Origin of the sequence: Streptomyces sp. x-19 (genome assembly GCF_046549115.1) — a bacterium.
Taxonomy (GTDB): domain Bacteria; phylum Actinomycetota; class Actinomycetes; order Streptomycetales; family Streptomycetaceae; genus Streptomyces; species Streptomyces albulus_C.
In genome coordinates this window covers 359,499-382,993 of the sequence record NZ_JAJPWK010000005.1, presented here as the reverse complement: position 1 = coordinate 382,993, position 23,495 = coordinate 359,499, and the positions used below count along the sequence as shown (strand labels likewise).

Below are 23,495 nucleotides of genomic sequence, written 5' to 3'. Positions count from 1 at the left end.
CCGTGGACAGGCGCTAGGCTCCGCGTCGGCCGGATGGCGGAGGAGGCGACGTGAACGAGGGTTTCGCGGCGGGGCAGGCCGAGTGGCGGGCGCGTTTGGGGACGCTGCGGCAGGTCGTGCGTCAAGAGCTGGTGGCGCGACAACTCGCCGACCAGTTGCCTGATCTGCCGCCCCGCCGGGTGCTCGACGTCGGCTGCGGCCAGGGCACGCAGGCCCTGCAACTGGCCCGCCGAGGGCACGCGGTCACCGGACTGGACGCGTCGGCCCAACTGCTCGACGACTGCCGCGCCGCGCTGGCGAAGGAGCCGGTCGAGGTCCGCGCCCGGGTGCGGCTGGTCCGCGGGGACGCCGAGCGGCTGGTCGAGGCGTTCGGGCCGGCGAGCCACGACGTGGTGCTCTGCCAGGGCGTCCTGATGTACTTCCCGGATCCCGGTCCCCTCATGGACGCCGTCGGGCAGGTCCTGGCGCCGGGCGGCTTCGCCTCCCTGCTCGTGCGCAACGGCGACGCCCTGGCCATGCGCCCGGGACTGCTGGCCGACTGGGACGCCGTCGAGGGGGCGTTCGAGGGGCACGCCTACCGCAACCGGCTCGGCGTGGACGCGCGTGCGGATCGCCTGGCGGACCTCACGGCGGCGTTGGCGCGGCGCGGGATGGCCGTCCGCCAGTGGTACGGGGTCCGGGTGTTCACCGACCACGCGGCCTCGGACGCGCCGCTGCCGGACGCGGAGACCCTCGACGCGATCCTCCGCCACGAAGAGCGCGCCGGCCGCACCGATCCCTACCGGCGGGTGGCGGCGCTGCTCCACGTGATCGCGGAACGCCCGCAGGAGCAGTCGCCGCACCCGGCCGCGGCAGGGGCGGACGTTCAGGGCAGCTCGGGCGTCCGACGCACCACCAGGGACACGAAGCCGAACGCGCCCCGGTAGCCGTGCAGCCATTCGGAACGGCGGGTGGCGGCGGTCGCCAGCGCGTGCGCACCGTCGGGCTCGGCGGGCCGGTCCAGGGCCCAGGAGGCCAGCGCCCCCCAGCACGCCCACTCGTACGCGTCCAGTTCTCGGCGCGTGCTGACGTGCCCGTGCACGGGGGTCCACCCCTCGGCGACGACCCGGTCCACGGTCGTCGCCAGGTCGCTGAAGTCGCCGAGCATCTCGACGGCTTCCAGGGACGGCGGGTGCTCCCAGAACCCGTCGCCGATCAGGACCCGGCCGCCGGGGGCCAGGTGCGTGCGGGCCGCCGCGAGCGTGCCGGGCAGGCCGCCGAAGGCGTGCGCGGCTCCCACGCTGACCACCAGGTCGAACGGCTGCGCCGACGCGAAGTCCGCGGCGTCCTGGTGGTGGAGGACGAGGCGCTCGGCCACGCCGCGATCGCGCGCCGACTCGCGGGCCTGCGCCAGGGCGTCCGCTGAGGTGTCCACGCCCTCGGCGTGCAGGTCCGGGTGCGCGGCCAGGGCGCGCAGCAGCCATTCCCCGCTGCCGCAGCCGAGGTCGAGGACGCGTTCGTCGCCGCGGGGCAGCCCGCGGGCGAGTAGTTGACGCACCGCGGCGTCATCGAGCGGAGCCTTGATCGGGTGATCGGCATGGGCGATCCGGGAGATCTGTTCACGGTCCACCGGCGCAGCCTGGCAGTGCCGCGGGCCGTGCGCATCCCCCTTTCCACGCGGAGGGGTCCGGTGGGCGGACACCCGTACGCCCGTCCGTGTCAGGTCCTCGGCCGGAGCGGAGGCGCCGTCGGCGGGACGCCGGGCGGCCAACGGCCGTGCGGGGCACCGCCGTTCCCACGCAGCACGGTCCACTGTCCGATAATCGCCGGTTCCTCGCTCGAACGATTGACAGGTGGATCGCGGCACCGAGACTGACCTCCTATCGCTGACGGCGATGGTCGGACATTCACGGGGGAGTGCACGGCATGAGTGAGCAACTGGGCGGAGGGTACCCGCACGACCGGACGGCACCGGCGGGACATCCCGGATGGGGACCGGCAGGGGCGGGCGCACCGCCCCCGCCGCCGGTGCGGAGTGGATGGCGACGGCCCTGGTTGCTGGGGGTCGCGGTGTGCGGACTGGTGCTGGCGGTCGTCGCCGGGACCCTGCTGTGGTGGTCGGCGCGGCCCGAGGCCGCGAAGGACACCGACGCGGAACGGGCCCCGTTCTACCTGGCGGTCTACAACCTGGCCCAGCAACCCGCGGCGCACTACACGGGTTCCGCCCCGGACGGCGCGACATGGGACCTGACCGTCACCGCCGGGAGCGAGGCACACGGCACGATCACCGCCGCCGGGCGCCGTACCGAGGTCCTGACGGTCGACGGGAAGACCTACGCCAAGCCTCCGAAGGACATGTTGACCGACCTGCCGGGCGGGCTCTCCGCCAGCACGCTGGACGGCAAGTGGGTCACCGGCGAGGACCGTCTGACCAGCACGCTGTCGGACGTGCCCCGCTCCCCCGCGGCGCTCGCCGCACGGCTGTGGGCGGGTCTGGACCGGGCCGCGGGCTTCCCCATCGCCAAGAGCGGCGGGGGCGGGGCCGCGACGCTGACCGTGACGACGCCGGACGGCGCGCTCTCCGTCTCGGCCACCGCGCCGTACCGGGTGGTGAAGTTGGCGTCGGCCAAGCCGACGGCCCCGTCATCGTCCTCGGCATCGTCGTCTTCTTCGTCGTCTTCTTCGTCGTCGGGGGGCCTGGCGCGCACGAGCCTGGTCTCCGCCGCGATGCATCCGGCCGCGGCCGACCGCACCGTTTCGGGCAGCCAACCGGGCCTGGGCAACGTCGACTTCACGCCAATGTCCCCCGAGGACGTCGGCAAGGCGTACGACGACCTCATCGGGCAGACCAAGACCCTCGGCAGTGCCGTGGACCTCGGGATCAGGTTCAACTTCAACCAGACCGGCAACCTGCGCTGTTCGGAGTCCTGCACGGTCAACGAGAACGTCGTCACCACGACGACCGCCGCGCCCGGTGCCAGGTTGACCGGCACGGTCAACGCCTCCATGACGGCACAGGTGACCGTCAACGGGCAGTCCGGCGGGGGCTGCACGCAGGCCGCGACCCTGCCCATCAACGGCGGCGGCACGATGAGTTGCGTCGCCGCCGGGACCGCCCCCATCGTCCAGCAGATCAAGGCGGAGAAGCAGCGGGAGGCGGACGCCCAGGCCCGGGCCACCCGCCGGCCGGTCCGCATCCCGTACACGCTCAACTTCCAGGCACGGGTCCAGATCTCGGCCATGGCCTTCGCCAAGGCCGAGATCGCCCAGAAGGTCAAGGCGCAACAGGCCGAGCGGGGCAAGGCGGTCGAGAACGCGAAGGAGGACGCCGGCCCCAACCCCGACTGCTCCAAGGACAGCTTCGTGGCGGGCACCCCCGTCCTGATGGCGGACGCGCGCACGGAGCCCATCCAGCGCCTCCGGGTGGGAGACCGGATCGCCAACGCCGCCCCGCGCAGCGGCGCGGTGCAGCAGCACACCGTCTCCGCGGTCGTGGTCACCGACGACGACCGCGACTTCGTCGAACTCACCGTCGCCGGCCCCCGCGGCACCGGCACGGTCCGCTCGACCGCGCACCACCTGTTCTACGACGTCACCACCGCGCGCTGGACCAAGGCATCCGCCCTCAAGCGCGGCGACCGCGTCCAGACGACGGGCACGGCCGTGGCGACGGTCCGGGAGGTCCGTGCGTACCGCGCCGCCGTGCGCACCTACAACCTCAGCGTCGACGGCGTCCACACCTACTACGTGCTGGCCGGCGACACCCCGGTCCTGGTGCACAACTGCGCGATGAAGCGCGACGCCAAGAGCCTGAAGGGGGTGAAGGTCCCCCGGCAGTACCAGGGCCTGGACACCGCTCACGTACGGAAGAACCACTTCCCCGGCGGGTCCGGCGTGACGCCCCGGAAGGACATGTGGCCTGCGAAGATGACGGACGCGCGGTTGGCGCAGATCGCCCAACAGGCGATGCGGAACAATCCGAAGGTGATCGGGTACGACCCGCAGACCCAAATGATCCAGGCAGTGGCCGTGGTGGAGGGCAAGATGGTGCAGTTCCAGATCCCCCGGGGCGGAGGCGAGATGAGGTCCATCTACCCGCTGGAACCTTGGAGCAGCTGACGTGGACGGCCTGACGGTCTCGGTGGCGGCGTTGGCGGTGTCCGCCGGCACGCCCCGGCTGGTCTCCGGGGAGATCTGGTTCACGCTCGGGGGCGTCGACTTCCCCGAGGCCCACTGGACCGACTCCCCGGTGTCGGTCCTCGGTTCGATGGGCGAGGCGCTGCGCAGTGCCGCTGCGGGCGAGGTCGGCGAGGTCTACTTCTTCGAAGGGCCCTACCACGTGAGGCTGACGCCCCGCGTCGCGGGCGCGCGGGGCGACGTCGAAGTCGAGGTCACCGCCGTCTGCGACCGTGCGCAGCAGCTTTCCGGCACGGGCGGAGGGGACGTCGAGGCGCGCTGCGTCGTGCCGCTGCAGGCACTGCAACGGCACTACGCGGACGTCGTCGGCGAGCTCGGCGGGTGGGCCCGGGAGCACGGGCACGCGGAAGTGGCGGCCGTGCTGGCGCGGATGGCCGCGCCCGCCCGCCCGCCGTCGCGTGGCGGCTGACGCCCGGGTCGAGCGGCGCGCCCCGCCCGGCCCGGCGCCCGGAAGCCGACGTGCGGCTCCGGTGCGCAGGCGGCCGCCTTGCGCGGCCGGTCCGGGGCGGTCAGGACGCCCGGGTCCGTGCCCGCAGCCCTTCGGCGAACGTGCGCGCCGCCGCCAGATCGGTGGCGTCGGGCCGTCCCGTGTTGATGCCGCCCACGGGCTTGAACGGGAGCCAGGTGTCGAGCGCACGGCACGAGAAGGTGTCGCGCACTTCGAAGCCCTTCTGCCCGAGGAGCCGCACGAGGGGCCGGGTGAAGGGCCGGAACCGCAGTTCGGGCAGGCCGCTGGTGGCGAAGACGAACGCCGCGCGCCGTTCCGTGCGGGGCAGCGACGCGACGAATTGGCGCAGCCGCGGATGGAACCGCATCGAGAAGATTCCCGAGCCGAAGCCGACGAGGTCGTAGCCGGCGAGGTCGGCGGGCTCGATCTCCTCGGGATCGACGACGCGGGCCTGTAGTGCCTGGCCCATGACGTCCGCGACCTTCCTGGTGTTGCCGTGGGAAGCCGAGACGCAGACGATGACGGCCTTCATGGTGATGCTCCTTCTCCATTGGAACGGTGTCGGTCGGGGTGCCGGTCGGATCGGGTGGCGGTGCGCCCGCCCGTCAACCCGCACGGCTCATCGGACGGCGGTCGGGGGCGGTGCGGGCGCGGGCGGCGTCGCGGCGGTACGCCAACGGTAGGCGCGCGGGAACCGCATCGAGCTGAGGGTGAAGCGGCACACGCGTTCCTTGACCAGGGCCGCCGCCCGTCCGGACAACGTGAACCGTCGGGGGGTGTCGTCCCGGTGCGTGGCCTGGGCGAAGCCGTCGCGGCGGCCGAGGCTGATGCCCTGTCCCACCATGCCGATCGACAGCGCCACCGGTCGCTCCCCGCGGATCAGGGCCAGCACCGTGTCGGCCGCGTGGGCGCCCAGGGGCATCGCCGCTTGGCAACTCATCCGCAGGTGCCCGGCGACGTGCGGCGGCGGTGCGACCGCGTCGCCCGCGCCGACGATCCGTGGGTGGCCCAGGCAGACCAAGGTCTCGTCGGTGCGCAGGCGTCCGTCGGGCGCGACCGGCAGGCCGCTGCGCCGCGCCAGGTCCGGCACGGCGAGCGCGCCGGCCCACACCGTGCACGCGCTCGGCAGCCAACCGGCGTCGGTCGCCACACCGTCGGGGTGGACTGCGGTGGCCCGACGACCGGTGCGCAGCACGATCCCGGCGTCCACGAGCTTGCGTGCGATGCGGGTTCGGCTCGCGTCGGGCAGCCAGGCGGCGACCTCCGGCGCGACCAACTCGACGTCCAGGAAGGGGTAGTGGTACGCGATTTCGGCGGACGTCTCGATCCCGGTCAGCCCACCGCCGATCACCACGACGCGCGCTCCCCCGGGCAGCTGCCGCAGGCGCGTGCGCAGCGCCTGGGCGCCGTCGAGGTCGGCGACGTGCCAGGCGTTCTCGGTCCCGGGCAGGCCGTGGGCGGCCGTGCTGCCCACGGCGTACAGCAGGTGGTCGAAGGCGAGCGCGCCGCCGTCGTCGAGGCGTACCGACCGCTCGGCGATCGCGTCCACGGTGGCCACTCTGAGCCGCACGTCGCGGTGGAGCAGACCGCTCAGCGGCCGTACCGCGTGCGTCGCACCCGCCGCGTGCTCGTGCAACCGGACGCGTTCCACGAAGTCCGGCCGGGGATTGACCACCGTCACCCCCACGTCCGAACGCCCCGCCGCCGCCAGCCGGTTCGCGGCCATCACGCCCGCGTAGCCCGCGCCGATCACCACCACCCGTGCCACCGCACCCACCTCCGGTTCCGCTCGTCGTCACACGAGGGGGACCCGGTAGCTCCGGCGATCGTGACGGCTTTGGAGTGTGACGCCGATCACGGCGGGGTGGGGGCGGGGTGGGCTCGGGTGCGTCGCTGCTGCCGGGGGCGAGGGACCGCCTGTCCGGCGCAGCCGACCGGACCCACGCGGTGCTTGGGCCGGTCGGCTGCGCGTGCGGTCAGGTCCGCCGGACCGCCGCAATGGCCACCGCACCGATCGCGCAGGCGACGGCGGCCCCGAGGTAGGCCAGGTGGTAGCCCGACAGGCGACTGGCGCTGGTCGCCGCGACCAGGACGAGGACCGCGACGCCGACGCTGGATCCGATCTGCTGCGCAACGACGTTCACCGCGCCGGCGACCGCGTGCTGGTGGGTCGGCACGCCGTTGAGGCCGGCCGTCGTCATCGCGGGGAAGTTGAGGCCCTGGCCGAAGCCGCTGAGCACCAGCCCGGGCATCACGTGCAGCGCGTAGTTGCCGTGCTCCGGGGTCGTCATCCACAGCGCCGTCCCCGCGCCGATGAGGAGGAGTCCGGTGACCATCAGGGTGCGGGGGCTGTACTTGGTCAGCAGGCGCCCGGTGGCGAAGGTGGCCGTGAGGAAGACCGTCAGCGACATCGGCACCAGGGCGAGACCCGAGGCGACCGGGGAGTATCCCAACATGCCCTGGAGGTACAGCGGCGCGAAGAACACGATGCCGACCGATGCCGTGTACTGGAGGACCGCCGCGGCGGTCGCGAGGCGTACGGCGGGGATCCGGAAGAGGGCGAGGGGCAACAGCGGGTCGGCCGTGCGGTGTTCGCGCACGACGAAGAGCACGAGGAAGACCACCGCGGCGGCGACCATGCCCCAGGCCACGGTCCCGCCCCAGCTCACGCCGACGATGAGCAGCGTCAGACCGAGGGTGCCGGAGACGGCGCCGGCCAGGTCCAACGGGGCCCGGCGGCCCGTTCCGTCGGGCAGCCCGGCCCGGGTGACCGCCAGCACGATCACGCCGAGCGCCACCGAGAACCACAGGACCGAGCGCCAGCCGAGGAACTCGGTCAGCACGCCGCCCAGCAGCATGCCGCCGCTGAAACTGGCCGCGCCGACCGCGGCGTACACGCCCAACGCCCGGCTGCGCTCCGGGCCGGCCGGAAACACCTCGGTCAGCAGGGCCAGGGCGGCCGGGCCCGACAGGGCCGCGCCGATGCCCTGGACCGCCCGCGCGCCGAGCAGCACCGCGCCGTCCGGTGCCACGGCTCCGACCAGCGCGGCCACGGTGAACAGGGCGACGCCGACCTCGAAGACCCGCCGTCGGCCCCAGACGTCGGCCAGGCGGCCACCGACCAGCAGGAAGCCGGCGAACGTGACGGAGTAGGCGGTCATGACCCACTGGAGGGTGGTGTCGCCCAGGCCGAAGCGTTCCCCGACGGACGGCAGGGCCGCGTTCAGGACGGCCATGCCGCTCAGGTCGAGTGCGAGCGCGCCGGCCAGCGCGCCGAGCGCCAGGCCCGGTCGGCGCCGGGTCGTCGCGGCGAGGGCGGTCATGCGGACCTGCCCAGGGACGCTGCACCGTCGGCGTCGACCACGACGGTGCGGGCCGCCCCGCCGCCGGCGTGACCGGCGGCGGCCCGATGGGGGTTGCGCCTGCCGGTGGCGGGCAGCTGACTGTCGACATGCGCCGGGCCGACCAGGGTCGCGGGCGCCAGCGGGGCCGCGCCTCTCGCGGCCGGCCGGACCCGCCCCCGTAACGATCTGTTGCGCATAGCGGTGTTGCTCCCTCTTCCCAGGCGGGTTGGACACGAACCTCGTAAGCCGATCACCGCACCCTTCCAAGGTCAACCAATTGTTTCCCAACTGGCTGGAAACGACACGCAGTTCATGTGTGGCTGCCAGGTGCGGAGGCCGGACTTCACTTCGCTGGTGCCGCGACGACACCTCGGACGGCCCGCCTCTGGCCGCGCCCGACGTCTCTGACCTCCCCGGATCACCGCACGGGCCGGAAGGGTGACGCCCAGTCACCCTCCCCCGGCACGGGGACGCGCAACGGTGCCCGTCACGACGGGCGTCGAGCCCGCTCCCGCGACGCACGAGCGCCTGCCTGTCGCACGCTCCGGACAACCGCCCACCCCGGTCACCTCCGGCCGCCGGCCGCGCGAACCGAAACCGCTGGTGGCGGCGGCAGCGGCGGCGCCGCCCCCGGACGGCGGGCAGGCCGGGCCGCCCCCTAAGCCCACGACTGGCCGTCTTGCTCAAATGCGCACACCTTTGCGCCTGATGCCGCAATTGCTCCTGTGTCATCGCACGAGGAAAGAGCGAACCAGCCACTTGGGGGTCAATTCTTGCCACTGCAGGTTCAGGCCAGCAGATCACTCTTGTCTCGCCAAAGTCAGAGTGGCAGTCTGATGTTCGCCGATCGGGCGAGCACCTCGTAATCCGGTCCACCTGGGTAAAACGGACCTCGGCGCCCGTCGACGGTAGTTATGCAGGAAAAAGTTCCGCGTGCACGTTTCCACAGTCAATGCAGTCGCCCATCGACATGACCAGAAGACGGACGACTCACCCGGCGGATGGAATGCCGGGCAGCTTCCGAATCGGATCGTGATCCGATTCGGTCAGGATGACTTTACGGGGGCAGTCACAGTGCAACCATGGGTTTTTCGGCAGCTTCGTCTTCAGATACGGGGCGGTACCGCCCGTCGCGCACCGCTCTGCTCCCTTTACCCGGACGGGACTTCCGCACACTTCCCCAACTCGCCGTATTCCGGCTCGGCCGACGAGGCCATTGCGGCACTGAGCGCAGCCGCGGCGGCCCGGTAGGTCCGGCCACACCGAAGCAACGGCACGGAATCGTCAACAGTGAAAGCGGCGGTCACCGGACCCACCGGCCCAGGACCGACCAGGTGGGGTCGTGAGAGTGCGAGCCCACCGGTGACCGGCTGCGGAGCCGCAGATCCGGGATCACCGGGACGCTTCGGGGACTCCCGATCACCAACCCGAGACGGCCGATCGTGCATGGCTTTCGCGCGTCGGGATCCGCCCAGGGCCGTCCAGTGGAAAAACCTTTACCCACCGCATGCCCACTTTTTCCCCTGCGTGTGCGGAACGCGAAGCGGTGACGCAACTCCGCCTGCCGAAAAACATTCCAAGACCGGCTCTCCGGGCACCGGCTGACCTTTCCGAGGCCCACCGAACCGGACCGTGTGGACCAGCACGGCCGAAAGTGCACCGCACCGCCCCGGCTCCATCGCGCTGCCCTGTCGCGGTTGACGGAGTTATCGAGCCGGCCGTCTGCCACCGGAACTCCCTACCAGCCCCTGCCATCCGCCCTGCCGAGGAGGCGAAATGCCCCATGAGCGCGGAGCGCGCACCGTGCGCGCCGTAACAGATTTTCTGCTTTCTCGTGTCGTTGAACTGCTGGACGTGTCCAAGGACGCGGTGGATCGTTGGGCGCCGCTGCACAAGTACGGCCTGGAATCGGTGAAAGCGGCGACTCTCGCCGCCTCGTTGTCCGAATTCCTTGGCTGGAAAGTTCCGGTCACGTGGATGTGGCAGTACCCGACGATCGACGAGCTGTCCCGTGCGCTCGTCGAGGGTCCGCGCGCCGCGGAGACCGCCGCTCCCACCACCGAGCGCCGTGGGCCGTCGCACGAACCCATCGCGATCGTCGGCATCGGCTGCCGGTTCCCGGGCGGGCCGGACCCGTCCGCGTTCTGGCAGTTGCTGGCCGAGGGGCGCGACGCCGTCGGCCCGGTGCCTGCCGCGCGGCGCGAGCTGCTGCGCGACACGGTGCGGTGGGGCGGGTTCATCGACGACGTCGACCGGTTCGACCCGTTGTTCTTCGGCATCTCGCCCCGGGAAGCCGTCCAGATGGACCCGCAGCAGCGCCTGGTGCTGGAGTTGGCCTGGGAGGCGCTGGAGGACGCGGGCGTCCCGCCCCTCAGTCTCGTCGGCAGCGACACCGGCGTGTTCATGGCCTCCTGTTGGGGCGACTATGCCGCGCTGGCGCACTACCGCGGTCCCGACAGCCAGATCACCCCGCACACCGCGACCGGCATGCACGACGGCATCATCGCCAACCGCGTCTCCTACATCCTCGGCCTGCAAGGCCCGAGCATGGCCATCGACGCCGCCTGCGCCGGATCGCTGGTCTCGGTGCACGTGGGGTGCCAGTCCATCTGGATGGGCGAGAGCGAACTGGTGCTGGCCGGTGGCGTGAACCTGAGCTTCGTCTCCGACTACTACACCGCCATGGACCAGATGGGCGCGCTCGCCCCGGACGGCCGCTGCAAGTCGTTCGACGCCCGGGCCAACGGCTACGTCCGCGGGGAGGGCGCCGGCGTCGTCGTGCTCGCCCCGCTGAGCGTGGCGCTCGAACGCGAACTGCCGGTGTACTGCGTGATCAAGGGCAGTTCGTCCAACAACGACGGTCTGAGCAACGGCATGACCGCGCCCAACCCCCAGGCACAGGAGCTGATGCTCCGCACCGCCTACCGACGGGCCGGCATCGCGCCGTCCCAGGTGGACTACATCGAGTGCCACGGCTCCGCGACGCCCCTCGGCGACCCGATCGAGGCCAATGCCATCGGCGCGGTCCTGGGTGGCGACCGCCAGGCAGCGCTGCGACTGGGGTCCGTCAAGTCCAACGTCGGGCACCTGGAAGCGGCGGCCGGCATCGTCGGCCTGGTCAAACTCGCCCTGTCGATCCGCAACGGCGTGCTGCCGCCCAGCCTGCACTACACCAACCCCAACCCGCAGATCCTGTTCGACGAGTACCGCCTCGCGGTGCAGGACCGGCTGACGGAGTGGCCACGCCGGTCCGACGCGCGCCGCGGGGGCGTCAGCTCGTTCGGCTTCGGCGGCGCGATCTGTCACGTCGTCGTCGAGGAACTGCCGCGCCCCGAGGGCTCGCTTCTGCTGCTGGCCGAGGACTCCCCTGAAGCCCTGGCCGAGCGGGCCCGGAGCCTGCGCGACGAGAACGACCTGCGGGCGGTCTGCCGGCGGCCGCCCGGCGACGGCAGGTTCCGGCTCGCGGCCGCCGCCCGCGACATGAGCGAGCTGCGCACGCAGCTGGACGCCTTCGCCACCGGCACGACGGCTGCCGGGCTGAGCGTCGGGGAGGGGACCGCACGCCCGCCGCGGGTGGCGTTCCTGTTCTCGGGCAACGGTTCGCAGTGGGTGGGGATGGGCAGGCAACTGCTCGCCGGGATGCCGGTGTTCCGGCGGTCCATGATGCGCTCCGACAAGCGGATGCGGGAGCTGCTGGGCTTCTCGCTCGTCGACCAGTTGCTGGCTCCGGACGGCCGCCTCGACGACATGGACGTCTTCCAGCCACTGCTGTTCTCGCTCCAGGTCGCGCTGGCCGATGCCTGGAAGTCGCTGGGGGTGGAGCCGGACGTCGTGGTGGGGCAGAGCGTCGGGGAGTTCGCCGCCGCCCACGTCGCCGGGGCACTCGACTTCGAGGACGCCTCCCGCCTGGCCGCCAGTCACGGTCGGCTCCTCCAGCAGTTGGCCGTCGGACGCGGCGAGGGCATCGTCGTCACGACCGGTGCGGACGTCGTCAAGCAGTACCTGACCGGCCAGCTCACCGTGTCCGGCCACAACGGTCCGAACTCCACGCTGGTCACCGGCACACCCCAGGAGATCGACGGACTGGTCCAGCGGCTGACCGAGGAGGGCGTCACGACCCATCGCGTGCGGATGGGCCACGCACCGCACTCGCCGCTGGTCGACCACGTCCTCGCCCCGCTGAAGACCGAACTCGCCGACCTCCGGCCCCGGACCACACGCATCCCGATGATCTCGACGGTCACCGGCGAACTCGTCGACGGGACGGAACTCGGCCCGGACTACTGGGCGAACAACCTGCGCTGGGAAATCCAGGTGGTCGAGGCCCTGACGAAGCTGAGCGAGCACGACGTCGACGCGGTGGTCGAGATCAGTCCCCATCCCGTCCTGCTCAAGTCCGTGGCGGAGATGCTCCCGGCGGCCACCCTGCCCTCGCTGCGGCGCGGCAACGACGAGGCCGCGACCCTGCTCGGCTCGCTCGGCGCCCTGTACGCCGCCGGCCACCCCGTCACGGCGAGCCCGTTCCTCGCCGGTGACCGGGGGCGCCACGTCACGCCGGGCCCGAGCGGCCCCGCCGCCGACGAACAGGTGCACCTCGTGCCGGTCGCGGCGCACTCGGCGGGGGCGCTGGCGGACACCTGCCGCGAGCTGTCCAACCACGTGGAACGCGACGCGGGCCTGCGGGTCTCCGACCTCGCCTACACCCTGGCGACCCGGCGCAGCCACCAGAACCACCGGATCGCGCTGTTCGCCCGCAACCGTCAGGACGTCCTGGACGGACTCGCCCGGGTCGCCGCCGGCCAGCCCCACCCCGACGTCGTCACGGGCACGGTCGTCGGCAACGGCGACCGGCGCGTGGCGCTGGTGTTCTCCGGCGGCGGCACCCAATGGGTCGGCATGGGCCGGGAACTGATGCGCACGCACGACGGCTTCCGCCAGTCGATGCAGCGCTGCGACGCCGCCGTGCGCGCGGCCGGCGGCTGCTCGGTGCTCGACCAGCTCGACGCCCCGGCCGACCGGGCCAGGTTCGAGGAGATGGACTTCCAGCAGCCCGTCCTGTTCGCCCTCCAGGTCTCGTTGGCGCACGTGTGGCTCGATCTCGGCGTCCAGCCGGCCGCCGTCGTCGGGCACAGTCTGGGTGAGGTCGCGGCCGCGTGCGTCGCCGGCCTGCTGTCGCTGGAGGACGCCGCCCGCGTCGTGGTCGCCCGCTCGCACCTGCTCGAACGGAAGGCCGCGCCCGGGGCCATGATCTCCGTCGACCTGCCGGAGCAGGAACTCCTGCCGCGGCTCGCCCCGTACGCCGAACACGCGGCCATCGCCGTGGTCAACAGCCCCACCAGTGCCGCGGTCTCCGGTTCGCCCGAGGCCGTCCGCGCCCTGGAGGCCGACCTTCGACGGGACGGCGTCTCGACCAGGAACATCCGCGTCGAACGGCCCGTGCACAGCCCCGGCATGGACCCGCTGATCCCGCCGCTGCGCGAACTCCTCGCCGGCATCACCCCGTTGACCGGCACCCTGGACTTCCACTCCACGGCGTTGGCGGACACCGTGAACCCGGTCGCCGACGTCGACTACTGGGTGCACAACCTGCGCAACCAGGTCCGGTTCGCCGAGACGATCGGCGCACTGGTCGACGACGGCGTCGGCACCTTCATCGAGATCGGCCCGCACGAGACGTTGCGCGGCGCCGTCGAGGAGATCGCGGTGACCCGCGGGGCCCGAGTGCACGCGATCAACTCCCTGCGACGCGACGAGAGCGACGTCCGCTGCCTGCTGGGGGCCGCCGCCTCGCTGTACGTCAGGGGTGTCCCGTTGACCTTCGACGCGTTGTTCGCCGACGACGTCGAGGTCGTCGGGACCCCGCTCGTGCAGTGGCAGAAGGACCGCTACTGGCTGGACGCCGCGCCCCGCGTCGACGCCGCGCCGGCACCGGTCGCCGCGGGCGGGGCCCAGCCCGCGCCGCAGCCCGTGGCCGCGGCCGAGCCCGTGGCCACCGCCGTGCCCGTGGAGCCGGCCGCGGCGAACCGGCCGGTGGGTGAGGTGGTCCTCGGCGAGATCGCCGACGTGCTGGGCGTCCCGGCGGAGAAGTTCCACGAGGGCGCGAGCCTGCGGGACTTCGGCCTCGACTCGATGCTGGCGATCCGCCTGGTCAACCGGCTCCAGTCGCTGTTCGGGCAGCGGGTGTCGCCGGTGGTGTTCCTCGACGGCCGCAGCGTCCCCGAACTCCTCGACCACCTCGGGGAGGTCATCGGCCAGCCGGCCGCCGCGCCCGCACCCGCGCCGGCGCCGCCCGCACAGGCCGCCCCGGCACGGACGCCGGACACCCCCTCGGCGGCGGTGGCCGCGCGGGCCCCGGCGCCCGCGGCCGCGCCGGTCCGACCCGTCCTCGACGACCTGTCCGAGGTGGACGCCGAGGAACTGCTGGACGAACTGGCCGCCCGCGGGTTGCTGGACCCCACCGACGCACCGGCCCTCGACCAGCTGCGCACCGACGGTCTCGGCCTCGAACTGGCACCGGCGTCACACGGCCAGGGCTCGTTGTGGTTCATGCAGCAGATCGCGCCGGACGCCGTGCCCTACAACTTCATGGTCGCCGCCCGGATCCGCACGGCGGTCGACGAGGAGCGGCTGGAACGCGCCCTGCGGGCCGTGATGGAGCGGCACCCCGCGCTGCGCACGATCTTCGTCGAGGCGGGCGGCAGCCCGTACCAGGTCATCCTCGACGAGCCGGTGTACGAGTTCCTCGTCGTGGACAGCACGCACCTCGACGACGAGGAGGCCCGCGAGGAACTCGCCGCCCAGGGGCACGTGCCGCTGGACGTGGACAACGGGCCACTGGTGCGCGTGGTGCTGATGGCGCGCGGGCCGGCGGACCACTACCTGCTGGTGCTCGTGCACCACATCGCCTCGGACGCGGCGTCGGCGGACGTGATGATCCGCGAACTCCAGGAGTTCTACGAGGGGGCGGACCCCGCCGCCAGCGAGCCGGTCGCCCCCTACACGGAGTTCGTCGCGTGGGAGCGGCAGTGGCTGGCCGGTCCGGCCGCCGCCGCGGCACTGGACTGGTGGTCGGAGCGGCTGGCCGACCCGCCCGCCCACCTCGACCTGTCCACGAAGGAGCGCCCGCCCGGCGTCACCTACGAGGGCCGCGACCTCGCGTTCCGCTGGAGCACCGAGGAGAGCCACCGGCTCCGCGCGTTCGCGGTGCGCGAGGGCGTGTCGCTCAGCACCGTCGCGCTGGCCGGCTTCTTCGCCACGCTCAACCGCGCGGCCGGCGTCGAGGACTCCGTCCTGGCCACCGCCATCGCGCAACGCGCCGAGCCCGGCTGGGAGTCCGCCATCGGCTACTACCTCAACACGGTGCTGGTGCGGGCGAAGCCGGCCGGGGACCGCAGTTTCCGGGAGCTGCTCCAGGAGGTGCACGCGTTCTCGCTCGGGCTGCTGGAGCACATGAACTACCCCCTGGACCTGTTGGCGTCCGCCCTGAAGCCGCCGCGCGGCGAGGGCCGCTCCCCGTGGTTCGACGTGGTGCTGAACTGGCTGTCCTCGGACGCCTTCCCCCGCTCCGTCAGGCTCTTCCACGGCATCGGCGACACCCTCGCCCCCGACGGCGCGCTGCCACTCGAACCGCTGCCCGTCCGCCGGCACCTCGCCAAGTTCGACCTGGAGATCTCCATGGCCGAGGTCTCCGGCGAAGTGGTCGGCCACGTCCAGTACAAACCGAGCTACCTGGAGGAGCAGACCGTGACGGAGCTGCTGGCGCTCTACCGCACGGTGCTCTTCGATTCGATCGCCCACCCCGACCTGGCGCTCGACGACATCGCGTCGGGCGGCCGTTCCGAGGAGACGGACCAGTGACCCAGACCCTGTACACCGAGTTCGTCGCGCAAGCCGACAAGAACCCCGACGCCACGGCGGTCTACTCCGACGCCGGCGTCCTGACCTACCAGGACCTGGCCGAACGGGCCCGCGCACTGGCCGAACGGCTCGTCGCCGAGGGCGCCGGCCCCGGCGTCCCGGTCGGCCTCTGCATCGAGCGCTCGCCCGACCTGCTGGTCGGCATCCTGGCCGTCCTGCGCGCCGGTGCCTGCTACGTGCCGCTGGACCCGAGGTACCCGACCGAGCGGTTGACCTTCATGGTCCGGGACAGCGGCACCCGCCTGCTGCTGACCACTCCGGAGTCCCGCGCCAACTGCCCGACCGGCCCGACCGTGGTCGTGCTGGCCGGCACGGTGACGACCGAGCCCGGCGAGAAGCCGGTACCGGTCGTGCCCGCCGACACCGCGTACGTGATCTACACCTCGGGCTCCACCGGCCGGCCCAAGGGTGTGGCCGTCCCGCACGGCGGCTGCGTCGCCATGCTGTCCGAGATGGACCGGACGCTCGCCGAGTGCGACCTGAGCGGGGTCTCCGCGGCCAGCTCGATCTGCTTCGACATGTCCGTGATGGAGATCTTCCCCGCGCTGTGCCGGGGCGGCGCCGTGGTGCTGGTGGAGAGCGCCGTCCACCTGCCCGAGAGCCCGCACGTCGACAGGATCACCCACCTGCACGCCATCCCGTCGGTGATGAACTCCCTGCTCGACGCCGGCGGCCTGCCGCCGAACCTGCGCACCGTCGTGTTCGGCGGCGAGCCCCTGCGGCGCAAGCTGGTGGACCGGGTGTACCAGGAGACCGGCGCCGACCGGGTCTTCAACGCCTACGGGCCCACCGAGGGGACCGTCTTCTGCACGTTCGGTCCGGTGCCGAGGGACGGGACCGGCGAGCCCACGATCGGCTCGCCGTCGGCCAGTGCCCGCGTCTACGTGCTCGACGAGGAGCTCGCGCCGCTGCCGGCCGGCGTGCCCGGCGAGCTGTACCTCGGCGGCGCGGGCCTCGCACACGGCTACGTCAACCGGCCGCGGACCACCGCCGAACGGTTCGTGCCGGACCCGTTCCTGGACGGCGAGCGCATGTACCGCACCGGCGACGTCGTGAAGTTCACCGACGACGGCGAGCTGGAGTTCGTCGGCCGCACCGACAACCAGGTCAAGGTGCGCGGCCACCGCATCGAGCTGGAGGAGGTCGAGGCCCGGCTGACCGCCCGCCCCGAGGTCCGGGAGGCCGCCGCCGTCGTACGGGGCCGCCGGCTCGTCGGCTACGTCGTGCCGGAGAGCGACCCCCGCGAGGGCGTCTGGCTGGACGCCGCGCTCCAGAGCACCGTCACCGGCAAGCTCGCCGTCGAACTGCCCGAGTACATGGTGCCCGACACGCTGGTGTTCCTGGCCGCCCTGCCGCTGACGCCGGGCGGGAAGCTGGACCGCGCCGCGCTGCCGGAGCCGCCGGCCGTCGATACCGGGGCGCCCGTGACGGCCGCCGGCACGCCGACCGAGGTGGCACTATCGGAGATCTGGGGCCAGTTGCTCGACCTCGAACCGGCCGGCATCGACGTCCGGGCCGCCTTCTACGACCTCGGCGGCGACTCACTGCTGCTGGTCCGGTTGGCCCGGCTGATGACCCGGCGCTTCGACCGCCGGGTGCGCGTGCCCGATCTCTTCCGCTTCCGTGACATCCACTCCCTCGGCCGCTGGCTCGACGACGAGAGCGGCGCCACCCCCGAGGCGGTCCAGTCGGCCCGCCGCCGGGCCTCCGTCCGCCGCGCCGCGCTGCGCGGCCGCGCCGCCTCCACCGGCAACTGAGCCCCACATCCACCGACTTGAGCAGGAGCCTTTCATGTCCGACAGTCCAGAGCAGGACTACGACCCGGGCGACGTGGCCGTCATCGGCATCTCGGCCAAGGCGCCCGGCGCCCGCACCAAGGAACAGTTCTGGGACAACCTCGTGCACGGCAGGGAGTCCGTGACGTTCCTGTCCAAGGACGAGATCAGGGTCGACGAAACCTTGATCAACAACCCGTCCTACGTGCGGGCCTGCGGCGTCCTCGACGGGTACGACGCGTTCGACCCGTCGGTGTTCGGGATCAGCGACCGGATGGCGGCCGCGATGACCCCGGAGAACCGGCTGTTCGTGGAGAGCGCCTGGGAGGCGCTGGAGGACGGCGGCTACGACCCGGACCGGGTCACGGGCGAGGTCGGCATCTACGGGGCCAACAACCCGCAGACCGCCGCGCTCTACAGCTCCCCGCCGGACCGGGTGTCGGTCGGCCCCGAGGCGATCGAGCACGGCCTGGCCTGGTCGCCCGACACCATGACGTCCAACGCGCTGTACTACATGGGGCTGACCGGTGAGGCCGTCACCGTCACCACCGCCTGCGCCGGATTCCACTACGCGGTGCACCTGGCCTGCCAGTCACTGCTGCTCGGCCAGACCGACATGGCGATCGCCGGCGGCGCGATGGTCCGCCTGCCGCACCCGCGCGGTCACCTGTGGGAGGAGGGCCGCATCCTGTCGAAGGACGGCCACTGCCGCCCGTTCGACGCGGCCGGCACCGGCGCCGCGCTGTCCAGCGGTGTCGTCACGCTGCTGCTCAAGCCGCTGGCCGAGGCCGTCGCCGCCCGCGACCACATCTACGCCGTGGTCAAGGGTTCGGCCATCAACAACAACGGCGTCAGCGCGGTGGCCTACGGACTGGCGCAGCCCGAGCGACTGAGCGCCTGCATCGCCAACGCCATGCAGGTCGGTGGCGTCAGTCCGGACACCGTCTCCCTGTACGAGGCGAACGGTCTCGGTCTGCCGATGACGGACGAGCTCGAAGTGCACGCGGCGAACATGGCGTTCGGCAAGCAGACCGGCACCTGCTCGATCGGCGGGGTCAAGGGCAACGTCGGCCACGGCGGTGTGGTGGCGGGCGGCTTCGGTGCCCTGAAGGCCGCGATGGGCCTGTACCACCGGAAGTTGGTGCCGACGATCAACCTGACGGAGGTCAACGAGGACATCGACTTCCCCAGCACCCCGTTCGTGCCGCAGCGGGAACTGGCCGACTGGGAGCCGGCGGCCGGCATCCGCCGCGCGGGCATCACCGCGATCGGCGGCGGTGGCTACAACGCGCACCTGGTACTGGAGGAGCCGCCAACGCGCGCCGAGCGGGCCCCCGAGGTCGCCGACCGGCCGCGCCTGGCCACCCTGTCAGCCCTGGACGACGAGGCACTGGCACAGCAGCGGGCGCGACTGCGGGACTGGCTGGAGGCCCGTCCCGAACTCCGCCTGGACGACGTGTGCTTCAGCCTCAACGTGGGCCGTAAGGTGCTGGCCCGCCGCTGGGCGGCCGTGGTCCGCAACCGTGCGGAACTGATCGAGGCGCTGTCCGCCGACTCCCCCCGCGGCCGGACCGTCGCGACCGGCGCCGCGCCGCAGGTGGACGTGGCGTCCCTGCCGCGCAACGACGACGGGATCGTGCCGTCCGGGCAGGACGGACAGGCACTGTTCGACCTTGGCGCCGCCTGGGTGAGCGGCCAGCGGGTCGACTTCGACTCCCTGCACCAGGGGGAGGCCAGTCACCGGGTTTCGCTGCCCACCTACCCGTTCCGGCCGCGTCGGTTCTGGCGTACGGACTGGTGACCGTGACCACACCAGCACTGGACGTCGTGGACCTGGGCGACCCCGCCACGTTCGCGGACCACGACCTCGACGCGTTCTGGCGCACCCTGCGCGACACCTACCCGGTCTACTGGAACCCGCCGGTCGACGGCCGCCGCGGCTTCTGGGTGCTCTCCCGCTACGACGACATCATGGCCGCCTACCGCGACGACGTGCACTTCACGTCGGAGCGCGGCAACGTGCTCGTCACGCTGCTGGGCGGCGGGGACGCCGGTGCCGGTCGGATGCTGGCCGTCACCGACGGGCACCGCCACCACGAGCTGCGGAAGATCCTCCAACGGGTGCTCTCGCCGAGGGTGCTCAGCGAGGTCGCCGCCGCGGTGCGGATCAACACCCGGCAACTGATCCGCGAGGCGGTCGAGGCCGGCGGCTGCGACTTCGCCGAGCAGATCGCCAGCCGGATCCCGATGACCACCATCTCGAACCTGCTCGGCGTGCCCGAGCAGGACCGGGACCACCTGCTCGCGCAGACCAAGGCCGCGCTGTCGACCGACGCCGAGGACGTCGACGAGGTCGACTCCGAGATGGCCCGCAACGAGATCCTGATGTACTTCATGGACATGGTCGAGGAGCGGCGGGAGTCGCCCGGCGACGACGTGATCAGCATGCTGGTCGCCAGCTCCATCGACGGCGTGCCGCTGTCCGACGAGGACATCGTGCTCAACTGCTACAGCCTGATCATCGGCGGCGACGAGACCAGCCGGCTGACGATGATCGACGGTGTCCACACCCTGGCGGCCCAGCCCGAGCAGTGGCGGCGGCTCAAACACGGTGAGGTCGCGATCGACACCGCGGTCGACGAGGTGCTGCGCTGGGCGTCGCCCACCATGCACTTCGGGCGCAGCGTGGTCGGCGAGACCGAACTGCACGGCGTGCAGCTGCGCCCGGGCGAGATCGTCACGCTCTGGCACGCCTCCGGCAACCGGGACGAGCGGGTCTTCGACCGGCCCGGGACGTTCGACCTCGGCCGCACCCCCAACAAGCATCTGGCCTTCGGCTACGGTCCGCACTTCTGCATCGGGTCGTACCTGGCCAAGGTGGAGATCGCCGAACTGCTCATGGCGTTGCGGGACTTCACGACCGGGTTCGAGACGACCGGTGAGGCGCTGCGGATCCGGTCCAACTTCCTGACCGGGTTCTCGTCGCTGCCGGTGCGGTGGCGACCCGACCACTCCGGAATGAAAGAGGTCGACTGATGAGCGGCAACCCCTTCGACGACGGCGAGGGTGACTGGCTGGTCGTCTCGGACGCCGACGGACGGCACGCCCTGTGGCGCCCGCAGCTACCGGTGCCGAAGGGCTGGCGGATCGTCTACTCCGGCCCGCACCGCGACGGCGCCCTCGACTTCGTCGAGCAGAACGTCGGGGCGACGGCGGGCACCCCGACGGCCTGACCACCGTGGAACGGGGCGCAGGCACCGCGCTCGCCCTCCCGGTGCGGGCGCGGTGCTGCTCCGCAGCAACGACAGCGGTGCACGCGCACTGAACAGACACCCGAACGGCGACCGCCTGGAGCGCGAGTGAACATCTACATGTCAGGGCAAGGAGCATTCGCGGTACAGGTCGCGGATGCCCTGTGGGACGAAGGGCACAAGATCGCGGGCGTGGCCGCCCCCCGGCTGCGCAAGGGGCACTCCGACGAGGGCAACGCCCTGTCCTGGGACCGGCTGCGCTCCTGGGCGTACCCCCGGAGCATCCCGTGGACCGATTCGGCCGAGCTACGGGCGATGCACATCCCGGACGGGGTGGACGTCATCATCGCCGCGCACTCGCACGCCTTCATCGGCCGCCAGACACGGGCCCGTGCCACCGTCGCGACCATCGGCTACCACCCCAGCCTGCTGCCGCTGCACCGCGGCCGGGACGCGATCCGCTGGACGATCCGCGACGGGGACAAGGTCACCGGCGGGAGCGTCTACCACCTCACCGAACGCACCGACGGCGGCCCGATCGCCGCGCAGGAGCACCTGTTCGTGCCCCCGGGCTCGACCCCCCAGAGCCTGTGGCGCGAGCACCTGGCCCCGCTCGGCGTGCGGTTGCTGATGCAGGTGGTCGCCGACCTCGCCGAGGGCCGGCACGTCGAGGTCCCGCAGGACGAGAAGCTGGCGACCTGGGAACCCGCGATGGACACCCAACCACTGTTCAAGCCCGAACTCATCGCGCTGCCCGGCACGGCACCGGTCGACGGCAGCAAGTGGGCGCTACACGCGCGGTAACGGGGGGGGTGGACTGGGCGGGGGCCGAGCGGGCCGCAGCCGGCCCGGGCGCCGACTGCCTTGCCGTACAAGCGTGTTGACGCCGGAACGCGGGTTTCGAGAAGGTGCGCGGATGGAGACCAGCGATCTGACGGCCGCCGAACAGCGGGTGTGGCGGGCCTTCGTCCACGGCACCGCGGTCGACTTCCGCGCGCACGAGGACGAGGTGACGCCGTTCGGGAGCGCCTGGGGTGCGGACCGCACGGTGCGCGGTGAGGTGCTGCGCGCGCTCCTGCTCAGCGGGGCCTCGGCCGACGGGGCGATCGCCGGCCTCTGGGTGATGGGCGCGCGCGTAGCAGGACGGCTGGACCTGGCGCACGGGACCGTTGACGTCCCGATACGGCTGATCGGTTGTCATTTCGCCCGCGCGCCGAACCTGTTCGGCGCCGGTCTGCGTCATGTGGATCTGAGCCGGTCCCACCTGCCCTGCCTGGAGGCCGCGGAGGTCCGCGTGGAGGGGGCGCTGCGGTTGACTGCCTGCCACCTCACCGGCGCCACCCAGCTCGGCGGCGCCGAGGTCACCAGCAGCCTCCACCTCGATCGGACGACGGCGACGGGACCCGTGTGCCTGGACGGCGCCCGCATCGGCGACGCCCTGGTGGTCAAGGGCGCACGGCTGTCCGGCAGTGACGGGGTGGCGCTGAGCGCCGCCAACACGGCCGTGGGCGGTGGGGTCGTCGGCGCGGACCTCGACGCACACGGCACGCTGCTGCTGACCGGCCTGCGGGTGGGCGGCACCCTCAACCTGGAAGGGGCCCACCTGGCCCGTCCGGGCGGCGCGGCCCTGGCGGCGGCCGTGCTGGCCGTCAACCTCGACGTGCTCTGCAACGGCCTACGCGCCGAGGGCGAGGTGCGTTTCACCCGGTCCCGGATCGGCGGGCGGCTCAGCCTGGAGGGCGCCCGGGTCACCAACCGGGGGCAGGCGGCCGTGCGGCTCGGCGGGGCCGTCGTCGGCGCGGAGGTGGCCGCGGCCGACCTGCGCACCGAGGGTCAGGTCAACCTCAGGAGCGCGACCATCACGGGCGCGTTGGTGCTCACCGACGCCCGCTTGTCGCACGCCGGCGGCGCGGCCCTCCTCGCCAGCGGGTGTTCGGCCGCACAACTCTGGCTGGACGGGACCGAGTTGGTCGAGGGCCATCTCTCCTTGCGGGGCGCGGTGTTCACCACGGTCCACGCCGCCCCCGAGACCTGGCCGGCCCAGGTGTGGCTGGACGGGCTCACCTACCAGACACTCTTCCCCCGCCTCGCCCCCGCCCATCGCTTGGCTCCCCTCCGGCGCGACGGTGACGGATACGTGCCGCACTCCTACGAACAGCTCGCCGCCGCCTATCTGCGCCTCGGTGACGAGGCGGCCGCCCGCACCGTCCGCCTGGCCAAACAGCGCCACCACCGGTCCACCCGGCCCCGGTACGCCCGGATCTGGGGGTACGTGCAGGACGCCACCGTCGGCTACGGCTTCCGGCCCCTGCGCGCCACGGGGTGGTTGTGCGCCCTGCTGCTCACCGGTGTCACCGTGTTCGGCCTGCACCCGCCGAGGCCGTCGAAGCTCGGGGAAGGGCCCGACTTCAATCCGTTCGTCTACGCGCTCGACCTGCTGCTGCCGGTGGTTGACTTCGGCCAGGCGAAGGCGTTCCAACCGCAGGGCTGGTACCAGTGGCTGTCGTACCTGTTGATCGCGCTGGGGTGGGTGCTGGCCACCACCGTCGTCACCGGCATCACCCGCACCATCAGCCGCCCGTGA

15 protein-coding genes are annotated in these 23,495 nt (G+C 72.4%); 10 read left to right on the top strand and 5 right to left on the bottom strand.

Features of this window, described 5'->3' with window-relative positions; all coding sequences use genetic code 11:
• The first annotated feature begins 50 nt into the window (after window positions 1-50).
• Window positions 51-926, top strand: a complete 876-nt coding sequence (locus tag ACLJT4_RS16390) for a class I SAM-dependent methyltransferase (RefSeq protein ID WP_411123053.1) — start codon at window positions 51-53, stop codon at window positions 924-926.
• On the opposite strand, the gene ACLJT4_RS16385 is transcribed toward ACLJT4_RS16390, so the two are convergent.
• Window positions 866-1,609: an SAM-dependent methyltransferase gene (locus tag ACLJT4_RS16385; RefSeq protein WP_411123052.1), complete on the bottom strand. Its 744-nt coding sequence runs from the start codon at window positions 1,607-1,609 to the stop codon at window positions 866-868. The two genes, ACLJT4_RS16390 and ACLJT4_RS16385, sit on opposite strands and share 61 nt — an antisense overlap.
• Window positions 1,610-1,905: 296 nt before the next feature.
• Here ACLJT4_RS16385 and ACLJT4_RS16380 point away from each other — a divergent pair, with 296 nt between their 5' ends.
• Window positions 1,906-4,098 carry a polymorphic toxin-type HINT domain-containing protein gene (locus tag ACLJT4_RS16380; protein WP_411123051.1) on the top strand — a complete coding sequence of 731 codons (2,193 nt, stop codon included), beginning with the start codon at window positions 1,906-1,908 and terminating at the stop codon, window positions 4,096-4,098.
• A 1-nt stretch (window position 4,099) separates the two neighbouring features.
• A complete protein-coding gene (locus tag ACLJT4_RS16375; protein ID WP_411123050.1) occupies window positions 4,100-4,585 on the top strand; it encodes a hypothetical protein in 486 nt (161 codons plus the stop codon).
• A gap of 100 nt (window positions 4,586-4,685) precedes the next feature.
• Here ACLJT4_RS16375 and ACLJT4_RS16370 read toward each other — a convergent pair whose 3' ends face one another.
• From ACLJT4_RS16370 to ACLJT4_RS16355, 4 genes are all read right to left on the bottom strand, one after another.
• Window positions 4,686-5,156, bottom strand: a complete 471-nt coding sequence (locus ACLJT4_RS16370; protein ID WP_411123049.1) for a flavodoxin family protein — start codon at window positions 5,154-5,156, stop codon at window positions 4,686-4,688.
• 87 nt (window positions 5,157-5,243) lie between these two features.
• Entirely contained in the window at window positions 5,244-6,392 is a 1,149-nt protein-coding gene (locus ACLJT4_RS16365; RefSeq protein WP_411123048.1) for an NAD(P)/FAD-dependent oxidoreductase, read from the bottom strand.
• Window positions 6,393-6,600: 208 nt separating this feature from the next.
• Window positions 6,601-7,947, bottom strand: coding sequence for an MFS transporter (locus ACLJT4_RS16360; protein ID WP_411123047.1), 1,347 nt, complete (start codon window positions 7,945-7,947; stop codon window positions 6,601-6,603).
• The gene (locus tag ACLJT4_RS16355) at window positions 7,944-8,165 is read right to left on the bottom strand and encodes a hypothetical protein (RefSeq protein ID WP_411123046.1); all 222 of its coding nucleotides are present in this window, start codon (window positions 8,163-8,165) and stop codon (window positions 7,944-7,946) included. Before ACLJT4_RS16355 ends, ACLJT4_RS16360 begins: the two co-directional genes overlap by 4 nt.
• A gap of 1,657 nt (window positions 8,166-9,822) precedes the next feature.
• Between ACLJT4_RS16355 and ACLJT4_RS16350 the strand changes: the two genes are divergently transcribed.
• The 7 genes from ACLJT4_RS16350 (at window position 9,823) to ACLJT4_RS16320 (ending at window position 23,495) form a co-directional block, all read left to right on the top strand.
• Window positions 9,823-15,825 (top strand): acyltransferase domain-containing protein, encoded by a 6,003-nt coding sequence (locus tag ACLJT4_RS16350; protein ID WP_411123045.1) that lies wholly within the window; start codon window positions 9,823-9,825, stop codon window positions 15,823-15,825.
• Window positions 15,822-17,642: a non-ribosomal peptide synthetase gene (locus tag ACLJT4_RS16345; RefSeq protein WP_411123044.1), complete on the top strand. Its 1,821-nt coding sequence runs from the start codon at window positions 15,822-15,824 to the stop codon at window positions 17,640-17,642. The genes ACLJT4_RS16350 and ACLJT4_RS16345 overlap by 4 nt, the downstream gene beginning before the upstream one ends.
• 34 nt (window positions 17,643-17,676) lie before the next feature.
• On the top strand, window positions 17,677-19,461 hold the full coding sequence (locus ACLJT4_RS16340) for a type I polyketide synthase (RefSeq protein WP_359821800.1): 1,785 nt from the start codon (window positions 17,677-17,679) through the stop codon (window positions 19,459-19,461).
• Window positions 19,458-20,696: a cytochrome P450 gene (locus ACLJT4_RS16335; protein WP_411123043.1), complete on the top strand. Its 1,239-nt coding sequence runs from the start codon at window positions 19,458-19,460 to the stop codon at window positions 20,694-20,696. Before ACLJT4_RS16340 ends, ACLJT4_RS16335 begins: the two co-directional genes overlap by 4 nt.
• Window positions 20,696-20,893 (top strand): MbtH family NRPS accessory protein, encoded by a 198-nt coding sequence (locus tag ACLJT4_RS16330; protein WP_016575682.1) that lies wholly within the window; start codon window positions 20,696-20,698, stop codon window positions 20,891-20,893. The genes ACLJT4_RS16335 and ACLJT4_RS16330 overlap by 1 nt, the downstream gene beginning before the upstream one ends.
• 126 nt (window positions 20,894-21,019) lie before the next feature.
• Complete coding sequence (locus tag ACLJT4_RS16325; protein ID WP_411123042.1) at window positions 21,020-21,715, top strand: formyltransferase family protein; 696 nt, start codon at window positions 21,020-21,022, stop codon at window positions 21,713-21,715.
• Window positions 21,716-21,827: 112 nt separating this feature from the next.
• Window positions 21,828-23,495 (top strand): membrane-associated oxidoreductase, encoded by a 1,668-nt coding sequence (locus ACLJT4_RS16320; RefSeq protein ID WP_411123041.1) that lies wholly within the window; start codon window positions 21,828-21,830, stop codon window positions 23,493-23,495.